Source organism: Stenotrophomonas sp. AG209 (assembly GCF_003550055.1).
Lineage (GTDB): Bacteria > Pseudomonadota > Gammaproteobacteria > Xanthomonadales > Xanthomonadaceae > Stenotrophomonas.
Genome location: NZ_QXDB01000002.1, coordinates 468,668 through 481,783, shown reverse-complemented (window position 1 = coordinate 481,783; position 13,116 = coordinate 468,668). Strand labels below are relative to the sequence as shown.

13 protein-coding genes are annotated in these 13,116 nt (G+C 67.5%); 8 read left to right on the top strand and 5 right to left on the bottom strand.

What is annotated here, in order from left to right:
• Positions 1 to 89: 89 nt before the first annotated feature.
• Positions 90 to 494, bottom strand: a complete 405-nt coding sequence (locus DFO63_RS13860; protein WP_049443405.1) for a GFA family protein — start codon at positions 492 to 494, stop codon at positions 90 to 92.
• 171 nt (positions 495 to 665) lie between these two features.
• Here DFO63_RS13860 and DFO63_RS13855 point away from each other — a divergent pair, with 171 nt between their 5' ends.
• Both DFO63_RS13855 and DFO63_RS13850 read left to right on the top strand, forming a co-directional pair.
• A complete protein-coding gene (locus tag DFO63_RS13855) occupies positions 666 to 1,640 on the top strand; it encodes a DUF4105 domain-containing protein (protein WP_101765043.1) in 975 nt (324 codons plus the stop codon).
• Complete coding sequence (locus DFO63_RS13850) at positions 1,640 to 3,661, top strand: hypothetical protein (protein WP_101765044.1); 2,022 nt, start codon at positions 1,640 to 1,642, stop codon at positions 3,659 to 3,661. The genes DFO63_RS13855 and DFO63_RS13850 overlap by 1 nt, the downstream gene beginning before the upstream one ends.
• An 86-nt stretch (positions 3,662 to 3,747) precedes the next feature.
• Here the strand turns inward: DFO63_RS13850 and DFO63_RS13845 are convergent, their stop codons facing one another.
• The gene (locus tag DFO63_RS13845; protein WP_049443408.1) at positions 3,748 to 5,169 is read right to left on the bottom strand and encodes an MFS transporter; all 1,422 of its coding nucleotides are present in this window, start codon (positions 5,167 to 5,169) and stop codon (positions 3,748 to 3,750) included.
• A gap of 29 nt (positions 5,170 to 5,198) precedes the next feature.
• Here DFO63_RS13845 and soxR point away from each other — a divergent pair, with 29 nt between their 5' ends.
• Positions 5,199 to 5,633, top strand: a complete 435-nt coding sequence (soxR, locus tag DFO63_RS13840) for a redox-sensitive transcriptional activator SoxR (RefSeq protein ID WP_014036217.1) — start codon at positions 5,199 to 5,201, stop codon at positions 5,631 to 5,633.
• A gap of 66 nt (positions 5,634 to 5,699) precedes the next feature.
• Here soxR and DFO63_RS13835 read toward each other — a convergent pair whose 3' ends face one another.
• The gene (locus DFO63_RS13835) at positions 5,700 to 6,302 is read right to left on the bottom strand and encodes a short chain dehydrogenase (protein ID WP_049443409.1); all 603 of its coding nucleotides are present in this window, start codon (positions 6,300 to 6,302) and stop codon (positions 5,700 to 5,702) included.
• 100 nt (positions 6,303 to 6,402) lie between these two features.
• Between DFO63_RS13835 and DFO63_RS13830 the strand changes: the two genes are divergently transcribed.
• Positions 6,403 to 7,278, top strand: a complete 876-nt coding sequence (locus DFO63_RS13830) for a LysR family transcriptional regulator (protein WP_049443410.1) — start codon at positions 6,403 to 6,405, stop codon at positions 7,276 to 7,278.
• 57 nt (positions 7,279 to 7,335) lie between these two features.
• On the opposite strand, the gene proC is transcribed toward DFO63_RS13830, so the two are convergent.
• Both proC and DFO63_RS13820 read right to left on the bottom strand, forming a co-directional pair.
• Positions 7,336 to 8,157 carry a pyrroline-5-carboxylate reductase gene (gene proC / locus DFO63_RS13825; protein ID WP_049443411.1) on the bottom strand — a complete coding sequence of 274 codons (822 nt, stop codon included), beginning with the start codon at positions 8,155 to 8,157 and terminating at the stop codon, positions 7,336 to 7,338.
• An 18-nt stretch (positions 8,158 to 8,175) separates the two neighbouring features.
• Positions 8,176 to 8,853: a YggS family pyridoxal phosphate-dependent enzyme gene (locus DFO63_RS13820; RefSeq protein WP_119007199.1), complete on the bottom strand. Its 678-nt coding sequence runs from the start codon at positions 8,851 to 8,853 to the stop codon at positions 8,176 to 8,178.
• Between the two features lie 87 nt (positions 8,854 to 8,940).
• Between DFO63_RS13820 and DFO63_RS13815 the strand changes: the two genes are divergently transcribed.
• From DFO63_RS13815 to DFO63_RS13800, 4 genes are all read left to right on the top strand, one after another.
• Positions 8,941 to 9,978: a type IV pilus twitching motility protein PilT gene (locus DFO63_RS13815; RefSeq protein ID WP_004147099.1), complete on the top strand. Its 1,038-nt coding sequence runs from the start codon at positions 8,941 to 8,943 to the stop codon at positions 9,976 to 9,978.
• Positions 9,979 to 10,078: 100 nt separating this feature from the next.
• Entirely contained in the window at positions 10,079 to 11,221 is a 1,143-nt protein-coding gene (locus DFO63_RS13810) for a PilT/PilU family type 4a pilus ATPase (protein WP_005408369.1), read from the top strand.
• Positions 11,222 to 11,307: 86 nt separating this feature from the next.
• Complete coding sequence (locus DFO63_RS13805) at positions 11,308 to 11,985, top strand: hypothetical protein (RefSeq protein ID WP_119007198.1); 678 nt, start codon at positions 11,308 to 11,310, stop codon at positions 11,983 to 11,985.
• Between the two features lie 110 nt (positions 11,986 to 12,095).
• Entirely contained in the window at positions 12,096 to 13,079 is a 984-nt protein-coding gene (locus DFO63_RS13800) for an aldo/keto reductase (protein WP_049443414.1), read from the top strand.
• Positions 13,080 to 13,116 lie beyond the last annotated feature (37 nt).

Genomic DNA, 13,116 nt, shown 5'->3' with positions numbered 1-13,116 from the left:
CGCCCCTGGCTGAAACGCCCTGCGCGGGCCGGGCGCAGCGGCATGGCGCCCTGGCAGAAGGTCGCCACGCCGCCGCGGTGCGCGCGCCACTAGCCGGTGCGGTCGGCGGGGTGGTTGACCCCGTCGTTGACCGGGATCACACCCAGCGCGAACGGGTCGATGCCTTCCAGGCAGGCCACGTTGTAACCGTACTGTTCCGGGTTGGAGCGGCGCCGATGATGGGTGTAGATGCCGCACACGCCGCAGAAGTAGTGCTCGGCCACATGGGTGTTGAACTGGTACAGCTGCAGGTGGTTCTGCCCGCGCACCACCTGCAGGCCCGCGCGGGTAACGCTGGCTGCAATGGCACCCCGGCGCCGGCACATCGAGCAGTCGCAGCGGCGCGGGTCGACGATGCCGTCCGGCAGGTCCAGCAGCAGTTCAACCGTGCCGCAATGGCAGGTGGCGCGGTGCTGGGGTTGGACCGGAACGCCGGCCACGGAAGTGATGCCCATCGTTGCTCCTGTGAGATGAACCTGGCCGCATGGACCGCCGCAGACGGTGCGCCGGCGTGCCTGAACGGGCCGTAGATGCCACGGTGAACCCGCTTGTGGCTAACTATGCGGCTTCGGGACCGCGACAGGATGCCAGTGAGAGCCGCAGGACGTTGGATGACAGGAAGTGCCATGGCGCTGGCAGCGTTATGGGTGACCGGGCTGCTGGCCTATCAGATGCCGGGGCCGGGCTGGCTGGCGAACGGCATTGCGGTGCTGTGGCTGCTGCTTGCGCTGTGGGCGTCGTGGCGGGTCGCGCGTGGCCGTGGCCATCGTCGCCTGGGCCTGGCGTTCGGCGCCTCGCTGGCACTGGCTGGCCTGTGGTGGCTGCTGCTGACCCCGCGGCAGGACCGCGTGTGGGCCGATGACGTGGCCCAGCGCCTGCATGTGGTGTCCTTCGACGGGCGCCAAGTAGTGTTCGACAACGTGCGTGATTTCACCTGGCGCAGCGAAACCGACTACGACGCGCGCTGGGTGCGCCGCGAATACGACCTGGACCAGCTGCGCTCGGCCGACCTGGTGCTGTCGTACTGGATGGGCCCGGCGATCGCCCACACCCTCATCTCGTTCGGTTTCGAGGATGGGCGCCACGTGGTGTTCTCGCTGGAGATCCGCAAGGAACGTGGTGAATCGTTCTCGGCGCTGGGCGGCTTCTTCCGCAAGTTCGAGATGACCCTGGTGGCCTCGGAGGAGACCGACATCATCCGCACCCGTACCAACGCGCGCGGCGAGGATGTCTACCTGTACCGCCTGCACGGCATGGACCGTGCGCAGCTGAAGGAGCTGTTTGCCGCGTACATCGCGCAGGCGCGCGAACTGGATGCGAAGCCGGGCTTCTACAACACGCTCACCAGCAACTGCACCACCATCGTCTTCGACCTGGCCCGGCACATCGCGCCGCGCCTGCCGCTGGACTATCGCCTGCTGCTGTCCGGGTATCTGGCCGAGTACGCGCAGGAGGTGGGTGCGCTCACTCCGGGTGTGCCGTACGCCGAACTGCATGACAAGGGCCGCATCACCCAGCGTGCGCTGGACCTGGGCAGCGGCGACCACTTCTCCACCGTGATCCGCCAGGGCGTGCCCGGCACCGAGCAGGACCCGCAGTAATGACCCGACTCTTCCTGATCCGCTGGCAGCGCCTGCTGCCGGCGTTGTTCGCCGCCTTCCTGCTGCTGGGCAGCAGCGGCTGCGCGATGGTGACCGTCAAGCAGGTCAAATCCAGCGATTCGCTGGTGAACAAGCGTGCCGACGTGCTCAACACCGGCAAGCTCAGCCCGGCCGCGCGCGAGACGCTCAGCGCGGCGGGCCTGGACGAGTCGCAGTGCGAGAAGGACTTCCTGGTCTGCCGCAGCACGTTGTTGATGACCGATGACCTCAATGTCGAGCAGCGGTTGTCGGCGCTGTCCGAACTGTGGGTGAAGGCCGCACTGGCGTTGACGCCGAAGAAGACCGCCGCCGGCGATCCGCCGATGAGCGATGCGGCGCTGGACGCCTGGCTGGAAGCCGCGCGCTATGCCTATGCCTACCTGTTCTACAGCGGGCGCTCACCGTCTGACCGCGCCTTCGAGGACCGGCAGACGCAGGTGCGCGACTACTACAACTACGCGGCCGAGAAGGCGGCAGTGGTGTTGTTCGTGCGCGCACGCGCCGCTGCGCTGGCGGGCGAGGACTATACGAAACCGCTCACGGTCGGCAGCTGGTCGCTGGCCTCCAACTACCAGCAGTTGAACCTGAAGAGCATTCCTGCGCAGCTGGTACCGGCCGGCACGGTCAGCTTCGTCGGCCTGCGCAGCACCTATCGCCGCGATGGTTTCGGCGCCGAGCTGGTGATGGTGATGGACCCGCCGAAGCTGGTCGCGCCGGTGATCGCGCCGGATGGCCCGAAGGCCGATACGCCGCCGGAGGATGAGGACGACGCGCGTCGTGGCCGCCGCCATCGCCATGACGATTCGGTGCCCGAGTTCAGCGAGATGTCCTCGATCAACGTCACTGCGTTGCTGCGGTTCGAGGGCAGCAGCCTGGACGATGTGATGCGCACGCGCCGGGTCGAGCTCGATGCCTATTCGCCGGAAGCCACCGAACGCATCACCCTGCACGGCGAACAGGTACCGCTGGCCGGCAATTTCACCGCCGCCTACGGCCTGTGGCTGGCGCAGAGTGGCTTCGCCCGGCAGTCACTGCGCACCCTGTTCGGCATGAGCGAGGGCATCGGCGAACCGCACATCTACCTGATGCAGCCGTGGGACCCGAACCGCCGCATCATCTTCATGTTGCATGGCCTGGCCAGCAGCCCGGAAGCCTGGGTGAACCTGGCCAACGAGATCATGGGCGATCCCGAGCTGCGCCAGCAGTTCCAGGTGTGGCAGGTCTACTACCCGACCAATGCACCGATCGCGCTGAACCGCTACGAGATCGCCAACGCGTTCAACGACACGCTGAAGCATTTCGACCCCAACGGCAGCACGCGTGCGTCGAAGGACATGGTCTATATCGGCCACAGCATGGGCGGCGTGCTCGCGCGCCTGCTGGTGAGCGACTCTGGTGATGTGCTGTGGGATGACCTGCTGGCCAACTACGATCTGAAGGGCGAGCGGCTGAAGCGGGTGCAGACCAAGCTGGGGCCGCTGCTGCATTTCAAGGCGCAGCCGAACGTGGAGCGCGCGATCTTCATCGCCGCGCCGCACCAGGGAACGGATATCGCCGGCAACAAGGTCGGGCGCCTGATCGGTCGCCTGGTGCGCCTGCCGCTGACCATCCTCGGCAAGTTCGAGGATGTGTTCATGGCGCTGGCACAGGCCGAACAGCAGGTCGATGGCACGGCCAAGCCGAAGATTCCCAACAGCATCGACAACCTCAAGGCCAGCGACCCGTTCGTGAAGGCCGCCGCACAGCTGCCGATCGAAGCGGGCCTGAAGTACCACTCGATCATCGCCCAGCGCAAGCCGGAGTTGCCGGTGGAAAAGTCCGATGACGGGCTGGTGCCGTACTGGAGCGCGCACCTGCCGGGGGCGCTGTCGGAGAAAGTGATCATTTCCGGCCACAGCGTGCAGGAGACCCCACAGGCCGTGCTGGAAGTGCGGCGCATCCTGCATCGGGATATCGATGACATGGGCGCCGCTGCCAGGTAGTGCCGGCCGCTGGCCGGCATCATCACGGCATTCCTGCGTGCGTGGAGGTTGCCGGCCAGCGGCCGGCACCACCGTAATGCGGCGGCCTACACCCGCCGCGCGATCACTGCGGCCAGCACCGCCAGGCCGAAAGTGATCGCTAGGCACAGCAGGTAGCCGGTGTGCGGCGCGCTTTCCACGAAGAGGGCGAACAGCGCACCGGAGACCGCCAGCGCGGTGGTCACCGACAGCGCCTCGCTCAGCTGCAGCGCCGAGGTATTGGCACCCTGCTCATGCGGCGCTGACAGCGACAGGGTCAGCACCGACAGGCTGGCGTAGATCATGCCCATGCCGAAACCGGTCACGGCCCAGCCGACCAGCGCGACCGGCAGCGGCATCTGCTTGAACAGCACCGCCAGCGTGGCGGCGATGCCGACCGTCATCATCACCGTGCCAACGCGCAGCAGCTGCTGGCGTGACCAGCCGCGCTGCTGGTGACCCTGCAGCCAGGAGCCGGCGAACCAGCCCAGCGCACCGAGGCTGAGCACCGCGCCGGCCCAGCTGGGCGAAAGCCCGCGTTCGCGCTGCAGCAGCAGGGGCAGGTAGGCTTCGCAGGCGAAGAACGCCGCCGCAGCGATGCCGCGCAGCGCGATCACGCTGGGCAGGCCGCGGCGCAGAATCAGCGTTCCGGCCGGCAACAGCCGGTGCACGCAGAACAGCAGCGCCAGCATCGCCACGCCGATGCAGAGCAGGGCGGCCATGCCCTGTTGCTGGCCGCCGACGTAGAGCAGCAGTGCGGCCAGTGAGGCGCCACTGGCCCAGCGCACCACGTTGCCGCGTTCGCCATCGTTGCCGGGCGCAACGGGAGACTGCATGCGCGCCAATGCCGGGCGCAGCAGCAGTGCGGCCGGTATCGCCAGCAGTGGCACTGCCAGGAATACCCAGCGCCAGCCCAGATGCTGCACGATCAGGCCACTCAGCGCCGGGCCGACCATCGACGGCACCACCCAGCCTGCGGAGAACGCGGCGAACACCTTCGGCCGCAGGTGTTCGGGGTAGCTGCGGCCAACCATCACGTACAGCGAGACCGAAATCGCGCCCGCGCCCAGGCCCTGCATCAGGCGCCCGGCCACCAGCATGCCCATGCGCGTCGCAAAGCCGGCCAGCAGCAGGCCCAGCACGAAGCAGGCCAGGCCGTACCAGAGCGGGCGCGCGGGGCCGTGGCGATCCGCCCAGCGCCCGGCCAGGGTCATACCGATGACGCTGGTGGCCAGGGTGCCGCCAAAGGCCAGCGCGTACAGGCGCAGGCCATCGAGCGCTTCGGCCACGGTGGGCATGGCGGCGGCGACGGCCAATGCCTCGAAGGCATGCAGCGCGACCAGCGCGACCATGCCGATGGTGGTGGCGCGGTAGCGCGCGGACAGGATCGAGGTGTCAGCCGGCAGGTGGGCGTCGGCGGGAGAGAGGGTCGGGGTCATACGGGTCAGGTGCAGGCCGCGCTTGTCAACGGGCGGCGAAGATAGCAGCATGACACCTCAACTGTAGTTGAGGTCAAGCAATGGCATCCCAGGAACTCAGCGTTGGCGAGGTCTCCCAGCGCAGTGGCGTGGCCATTTCCGCACTGCATTTCTACGAGCGCAAGGGGCTGATCAGCAGCCTGCGTACTTCGGGCAACCAGCGCCGTTACAGCCGGGATGTACTGCGCCGGCTGGCCGTGATCCGCGTGGCGCAGCGGGTGGGCATGCCGCTGGAAGCGGTCGGCCGTGCCTTCGAGAGCCTGCCTGAAGGCCGCGCGCCGACCAAGGCCGACTGGGCTAAGCTGTCCGCGCGCTGGCGCACCGAGCTGGAAGAGCGCATCCACATGCTGCAGCTGCTGCGCGATGAACTGACCGGCTGCATCGGCTGTGGCTGCCTGTCGCTGCAGCATTGTCGCCTGGCCAACCCGGGCGACGTCCTCGGCGAACGCGGCGACGGCCCGATGCGCTGGGAGTGAAAAAGGGGACGGAGGGGATTAGGTCGCAAGTGCACAAACGACTTAATCCCCTCCGTCCCCTATTTCTTACCAGACCGTGATCGTCTCGCCGCTCTGGATGCCTTCCACCGCGCGCTGGAAGGCCAGTGCCGCGCGCTGCGCGCTCACCGCCTCGAAGCCCGGGAAGTAGGGGCCGTAGGCGGCCATCGATTCGATCAGCACGTTCGGGCTGACCACGTTGATGCGCAGGCCGCGCGGCAGCAGCTCGAGTGCGGCGGCACGCACGAAGCCTTCCAGTGCGGCATTCACCGAGGTGGCGTTGACGCCATCGCGGATCGGCTGTGCGCTGACGATGCCGCTGGTCAGGGTGATCGAACCGCCGGCGTTGAGGTGGTGCTGCGCGGCCAGTGCCAGCCGCACCTGGCCCAGCAGTTTGTCCTGCAGGCCGATGTTGAACTGCTCGGGCGTCATCTCCTGCAGCGGGCCGAAGTACAGCTTGCCAGCGGTGGAGATCACCGCATCGACCGGGCCGGTACGCGCGAACAGTTCGGCAACGCTGGCGTCGTCGGTCAGGTCGACGCGCAGCTCACCGCTGTGGCGGCCGGCCGCGAGGATCTGATGCTGCTGGCCAAGCTGGCGGGCGACTGCCTGGCCGAGGGTGCCGCTGGCACCCACGAGGAGGATCTTCATGGCGGTTCCTTGCGGGAGTGGGAATGGGCGCAGTCTGCGCCGTCACAGTGGGGTTAGGTAAGAAGCGTATGCTTCGCAGATTCCTAACTCAGGGTTAGTAATGGATACCCTCCGATGCATGCAGGCCTTCGTTGCCGTGGCCGAGCGTGGCAGTTTCGCCGGCGCCGCCGAACAGCTGCAGGTCTCGGCGGTGATGGTGGGCAAGTACATCCAGCAGCTGGAGGCGCACCTGGGGACAGCGCTGCTGCAACGGAACACCCGCCGCCAGCGCCTGACCGAAGCCGGCAGCGCCTATCTGGCCGGCTGCCGGCAAGTGCTGGAGCAGGTGCAGCAGGCCGAGGCCGACGTGGCCGGCCTGCAGGTACAGCCGCGTGGCCTGCTGCGGGTCAGTGCGCCGACCACCTGGGGCAGCTGTGTGCTGGCGCCGCAGCTGGCCGGCCTGCTGCGCGCGCAGCCGCAGTTGAACATCGAGCTGGACCTGAGCAACCGCCGCGTGGATCTGATCGAGGACGGCTTCGACGTGGCGATCCGGGTCGGACCGCTGCCATCGCAGGAGGTGGTGGCGCGGCCGTTGCCGCCCTATGCAATGAGCCTGTGCGCGGCGCCTTCATACCTGCGCCGGCGCGGCACGCCGCGCACGCCAGCGGATCTGCAGGGGCATGACTGCCTGAGCCATCTCGCCTGGCGTGGTGGCCATGGCTGGCAGCTGGCCAACGGCGAACAGGTGGACTGGGAGGCGCGGCTGACCTGCAACGACGGTGTTGCGCTGCGCGAGGCCGCGGTGGCCGGGGCAGGGCTGGTGCTGCAGCCGACCGCACTGCTGGCCGGCGAGATCGCGGCCGGGCGGTTGAAGCCGCTGCTGCGCGACTACCTGCCCGAACCGCGGCCGATGCACCTGATCTACCTGCCGGATCGACGGCCGCGCCCGCGCTTGCAGTGCTTCGTCGATTTCGTCATGGCCACATTGGGGCAATGAGCATCTACGCCTTGCGTGGATGATGGTAGGTGCCGACCGTTGGTCGGCACGCCTGTTTCAATCATTCGCCGCAGACAGTTCCTGCCCACGCACCTGCGCGGCGCGCAGCGCGGTGTCCACCAGTGCCTCGAAACCACCGGCCTGGAAGCGCTCGATCGCGGCCTGGGTGGTGCCGTTCGGCGAGGTCACGCGGCGGCGCAGTTCGGCGGGGCTTTCACCGGCCTCGTCAAGCATGCGCGAGGCACCCAGCAGGGTCTGCACCACCAGCGTGCGCGCGGCCTCGGCCGGCAGGCCCTGGGCAATGCCCGCCGCTTCCATCGCTTCGGCCAGCAGGAACACGTAGGCCGGCCCGCTGCCGGACACGGCAGTGACCGAATCCATCAGCGCCTCGTGCTCGATCCACACGGTACGGCCGGCACTGGCCAATACCTGTTCGGCCTGCGCGTGCTGCTGTGCATCCACCGACGGCGTGGCATACAGACCGGTCACGCCGGCGCCGAGCAGGGCCGGCGTGTTGGGCATTGCACGCACCACCGGCAGGTTGCCGCCCAGCCAGCGTTCCAGCTGCGCGCTGGTGATGCCGGCGGCAATGGACACCACCAGCGGTCGGTTCGCCTGCGCCAGTGCTTGCAGCGACTGGCAGACCTCGCGCAGCACCTGCGGTTTTACCGCCAGCAGCCAGGTGCGGCCCTGTGCGGCGGCATCGGCGGCGTTGTCGTGTACCTGTACGCCGAAATCGGTGGCCAGCGACTCGCGCAGTGCGGCAACCGGTTCGGCCACGTGGATGTGCGCGGCGGGCACGCCCTGGCGGATCAGGCCGGCGATCAGGCTGCGCGCCATGTTGCCGCCGCCGATGAAGGTGATGGAATCAGCTGCCATGGAAGTCTCCTTGGAAAATCAGGCCGGGCGCGGACGCGCGCCGAACAGGGCGGTGCCGATGCGCACCAGGGTGGCGCCCTCGGCGATGGCTTCGGCGTAGTCGCTGCTCATGCCCATCGACAGCGTGTCGACCTGCTCATACTGGGCGGCCAGTGACTGGAAAAGGGCGCGCATGCGCACGAATGCATCCCGACGACGCTCGGCCTCCGGCCACGGCGCCGGAATCGCCATCAGGCCGCGCAGGCGCAGCTGGGGCTCGGCGGCGATCGCGGCGGCCAATGCGTCCACGGCCTCCGGCGCACAGCCGTGCTTGCTGGACTCATCGTCGATGTTGACCTGGATCAGCACGTTCAGCGGGCCGCGCGTGGCCGGGCGATGGCGCGCCAGCGCCGTCACCAGCTTGGGCCGGTCCACGCTCTGCACCCAGTCGAAATGGGTGGCCACGGCATCGGCCTTGTTCGACTGCAGGTGGCCGATCAGGTGCCACTCCAGCGCCAGATGCTGCAGCGCCTGCATCTTGGCCAGCGCTTCCTGCACATAGTTCTCGCCGAAGGCCTGCTGGCCCTGTGCGGCCAGCGCGGCCAGGGCCTCGGCCGGTTGGGTCTTGGAAACGGCCAGCAGGCGCGGATCGGGTCGGCCGGCCGCCTCGGCGGCAGCATGCAGGTTGCTCAGGATCTGGGGCAGGGGAGTGGCCACGTAACGCGTTCCGTTGAATCAGGAGGCTATACTGCCGCCCGGGGAAAGATCCTTCCAGTCGAAGCCGTTATTGGGGAGTAGCCGCTCATGGATATCGCCGAACTGCTGGCGTTTTCCGTAAAGAACAAAGCGTCCGACCTGCACCTGTCCGCAGGCCTGCCGCCGATGATCCGCGTGGACGGCGATGTTCGCCGGATCAACATCCCAGCCCTGGACCACAAGCAGGTCCACGCGCTGGTGTACGACATCATGTCCGACAAGCAGCGCCGCGATTACGAGGAATTCCTCGAAGTGGACTTCTCCTTCGAGATCCCGTCGCTGGCGCGCTTCCGTGTGAACGCGTTCAACCAGAACCGCGGCGCCGGTGCGGTGTTCCGTACCATTCCGTCCGAGGTGCTCACCCTTGAGGACCTGGCCTGCCCGCCGCTGTTCCGCGAAGTGATCCAGCAGCCGCAGGGCCTGATCCTGGTGACCGGCCCGACCGGCTCGGGCAAGTCGACCACGCTGGCGGCGATGATCGACTACATCAACAAGAACGAATACGGCCACATCCTCACCGTCGAGGATCCGATCGAATTCGTGCACACCTCGCAGAAGTGCCTGATCAACCAGCGCGAAGTACACCGCGACACGCATGGCTTCAACGAAGCCCTGCGCTCGGCACTGCGTGAGGACCCGGACATCATCCTGGTCGGCGAACTTCGCGACCTGGAAACCATCCGCCTGGCGCTGACCGCCGCGGAAACCGGCCACCTGGTGTTCGGCACCCTGCACACCAGTTCGGCGGCCAAGACCATCGACCGTATCATCGACGTGTTCCCGGCCGGCGAAAAGCCGATGGTGCGTTCGATGCTGTCCGAGTCGCTGCGTGCGGTGATCTCGCAGGCACTGCTGAAGAAGGTCGGCGGCGGTCGTACCGCTGCGTGGGAAATCATGGTCGGCACCCCGGCCATCCGCAACCTGATCCGCGAGGACAAGGTGGCGCAGATGTACTCGGCCATCCAGACCGGCCAGCAGTACGGCATGATGACCCTGGACCAGCACCTGCAGGACCTGGTCAAGCGCAGCCTGATCACCCGCAACCAGGCCCGCGAGTACGCCAAGGACAAGCGCCTGTTCGAGTAAGGCGGGGCAGCAGCGGGGCGGCGTGCGCCAGTGCGCCGCCGTACCCGCGCCGTTTCCTCCACCGACCGTTTCCTGGTACATGCCCCATTGGGAGCCCGCCGTGAACACCACCGCGACCACCATCGATTTCACTTCGTTCCTCAAGCTGATGGCGCACCAGCGCGCCTCGGACCTGTTCATCACGGCCGGCATGCCGCCGGCGATGAAGGTCAACGGCAAGATCTCGCCGATCACGCAGACCCCGCTCACGCCGCAGCAGAGCCGCGACCTGGTCCTCAACGTGATGACCCCGGCGCAGCGCGAGGAATTCGAGAAGACCCACGAATGCAACTTCGCCATCGGCCTGTCCGGTGTCGGCCGCTTCCGCGTCAGCTGCTTCTACCAGCGCAACCAGGTCGGCATGGTGCTGCGTCGCATCGAGACGCGCATTCCGACCGTGGAAGAACTGAGCCTGCCGCCGATCATCAAGACGCTGGCGATGACCAAGCGCGGCATCATCCTGTTCGTCGGCGCCACCGGTACCGGTAAGTCGACCTCGCTGGCGGCGATGATCGGTTACCGCAACCAGAACTCGACCGGCCACATCATCACCATCGAAGACCCGATCGAATTCGTGCACAAGCACGAGGGCTGCATCATCACCCAGCGCGAGGTCGGCATCGATACCGACAGCTGGGAAGCGGCGCTGAAGAACACCCTGCGCCAGGCGCCGGACGTGATCATGATCGGCGAGGTGCGTACCCGCGAAGGCATGGACCATGCCATCGCGTTCGCCGAAACCGGCCACCTGGTGCTGTGCACCCTGCATGCCAACAACGCCAACCAGGCGATGGACCGCATCGTCAACTTCTTCCCGGAAGACCGCCGCAACCAGCTGCTGATGGACCTGTCGCTGAACCTCAAGGGCGTGGTCGCGCAGCAGCTGGTGCCGTCGCCGGATGGCCGCTCGCGCAAGGTGGCGATGGAGATCCTGCTGGGCACGCCGCTGGTGCAGGACTACATCCGCGACGGCGAGATCCACAAGCTGAAGGAAGTGATGAAGGACTCGGTCCAGCTGGGCATGAAGACCTTCGACCAGAGCCTGTTCGAGCTGTACCAGGCCGGCGAGATCAGCTACGAGGACGCGCTGCGCTACGCCGATTCGCAGAACGAGGTGCGCCTGCGCATCAAGCTCAGCCAGGGCGGCGACGCGCGCACCCTGTCGCAGGGGCTGGACGGCGTGGAGATTTCCGAGATCCGGTGACTGGACGGGCGCCTGCGGGCGCCCTCTGCTCCGGGATGACCGCAGCGCCGGATGCACGCCGGCGTGCACCTGCCAGGGAGGCGTGCATGCGTGTGACTGCGAGCGTGGTACTGGCCATCGCCGTGCTGCTGCAGGGCGGTTGTGCTCGTACCCCCGAACCGGCTGCCCCGGCCGAGGGCTGCGACGATCCGGAGGCGCATGCCTGGTATCTGCTGCCACCGCCTGCACAGAGGCGTAGCAGGGGCCCGCTTCCCTTCCTCGATTTCACCGGGTTTGCGAGGGCATCCTACAGAGACGCGTTGCGGGATCTCGATGGCTTGCCGGAGCCGTCGTTCCGCTGTGGCAGCGTACCGGTCCAGGCGTATCGCTTCGTCTGGCATACCCCATTCTTCCCGGGCGTGGTAGTACGCGCGCAGCGCAACGCAGCCGGCCAGGCGTGGATCGTCGGGCGCAGTGCACGCGATTTCGAGATTCCCGGATCGTCGCCCGGGCGTCCATCCAGCGTCATCAAGGGCGGCACGTGCGCGCCACCGCGCGCGCTGAGTACGCAGGAATGGAAGGCCATCGCCGCCGCGTTTGCGCTTTTGCAGGGCGAAGACTCGAGCGCTGGGCTTGATGGCTCAACGTGGATGTTCGAGTCCGTGGTGGACGGCGAGCAGCGTTGGTTCGCGCGATGGGTGCCGCGGGATCCGGCGTTCCGCAACACTGGCAGGATGATGGTGGAACTGGCGGGGTGCACTGACACCGTGCCGGGCATGGAATGACCCGCGCGCCGCCGATTGATGAATTCCAGTCATGACCGACTGCCATCCAGCCGGTTCAATCCACCGCCAATGCAGGCGTATCGTCAGCGCTCCCCCTCTGGAGCACGACGATGCAGACACGTGAACTCGGCCGCAGTGGCCTGAAGGTTTCCGCCCTGGGCCTGGGCTGCATGGGCCTGACCCACGCCTACGGCCAGCCGGTGGAGCGCAGCCAGGGCATCGCCCTGCTGCAGGCCGCCGTCGAGCGTGGCGTGACCTTCTTCGACACCGCCGAGGTGTATGGCCCGTACACCAACGAAGACCTGCTCGGCGAAGCGTTGGCGCCGTATCGCGACAAGCTGGTGATCGCCACCAAGTTCGGCTTCAAGGACGCGCGCGTCGATACCGGCCTGGACAGCCGCCCGGAGAACATCCGTGCGGTGGCCGAAGCCAGCCTCAAGCGCCTGCGCACCGACCATATCGACCTGTTCTACCAGCACCGCGTGGACCCGAACGTGCCGATCGAAGATGTGGCCGGCACCGTGCGCGACCTGATCGCCGAAGGCAAGGTCGGCCACTTCGGCCTGTCCGAGGCCAGCGCCGCCACCGTGCGCCGTGCGCATGCGGTGCAGCCGGTCGCCGCCGTGCAGAGCGAGTACTCGCTGTGGTGGCGCGAGCCGGAGCGCGAGCTGCTGCCGACCCTGCAGGAACTGGGCATCGGCTTCGTGCCGTTCAGCCCGCTTGGCCGCGGCTTCCTGACCGGCGCGATCAACGCCGACACCACCTTCGACGCTAACGACTTCCGCAACAGCGTGCCGCGTTTCCAGGTGGAAGCACGCCGCGCCAACCAGGCGCTGGTTGATCGCATCGGCACGATTGCTGCGGCGCGTGGCGCGACCCCGGCACAGGTGGCGCTGGCCTGGCTGCTGGCGCAGGCGCCGTGGATCGTGCCGATTCCGGGCACGACCAAGGTCCATCGCCTGGAAGAGAACCTGGGCGCGGCCGACCTGCAGTTGGCACCGGAGGATCTGCAGCGCATCGCGCAGGCACTGGACGAAGTGTCGATCGTCGGCGAGCGCTACAACGCGCAGCGTGCGGCGCAGGCCAAGGGCTGATCACCAGGTGGGTGCGGTGGGTGCGGACCGTTGGTCC

What these genes read in the sequence shown, in the direction of transcription:
- soxR (WP_014036217.1), top strand. Translation starts at nt 5,199, where the DNA reads ATGGCATCCCAGGAACTCAGCGTTGGCGAGGTCTCCCAGCGCAGTGGC.
- DFO63_RS13850 (WP_101765044.1), top strand. Translation starts at nt 1,640, where the DNA reads ATGACCCGACTCTTCCTGATCCGCTGGCAGCGCCTGCTGCCGGCGTTG.
- DFO63_RS13800 (WP_049443414.1), top strand. Translation starts at nt 12,096, where the DNA reads ATGCAGACACGTGAACTCGGCCGCAGTGGCCTGAAGGTTTCCGCCCTG.
- DFO63_RS13835 (WP_049443409.1), bottom strand. Translation starts at nt 6,302, where the DNA reads ATGAAGATCCTCCTCGTGGGTGCCAGCGGCACCCTCGGCCAGGCAGTC.
- DFO63_RS13845 (WP_049443408.1), bottom strand. Translation starts at nt 5,169, where the DNA reads ATGCTGCTATCTTCGCCGCCCGTTGACAAGCGCGGCCTGCACCTGACC.
- DFO63_RS13860 (WP_049443405.1), bottom strand. Translation starts at nt 494, where the DNA reads ATGGGCATCACTTCCGTGGCCGGCGTTCCGGTCCAACCCCAGCACCGC.
- DFO63_RS13855 (WP_101765043.1), top strand. Translation starts at nt 666, where the DNA reads ATGGCGCTGGCAGCGTTATGGGTGACCGGGCTGCTGGCCTATCAGATG.
- proC (WP_049443411.1), bottom strand. Translation starts at nt 8,157, where the DNA reads ATGGCAGCTGATTCCATCACCTTCATCGGCGGCGGCAACATGGCGCGC.
- DFO63_RS13830 (WP_049443410.1), top strand. Translation starts at nt 6,403, where the DNA reads ATGGATACCCTCCGATGCATGCAGGCCTTCGTTGCCGTGGCCGAGCGT.
- DFO63_RS13815 (WP_004147099.1), top strand. Translation starts at nt 8,941, where the DNA reads ATGGATATCGCCGAACTGCTGGCGTTTTCCGTAAAGAACAAAGCGTCC.
- DFO63_RS13805 (WP_119007198.1), top strand. Translation starts at nt 11,308, where the DNA reads ATGCGTGTGACTGCGAGCGTGGTACTGGCCATCGCCGTGCTGCTGCAG.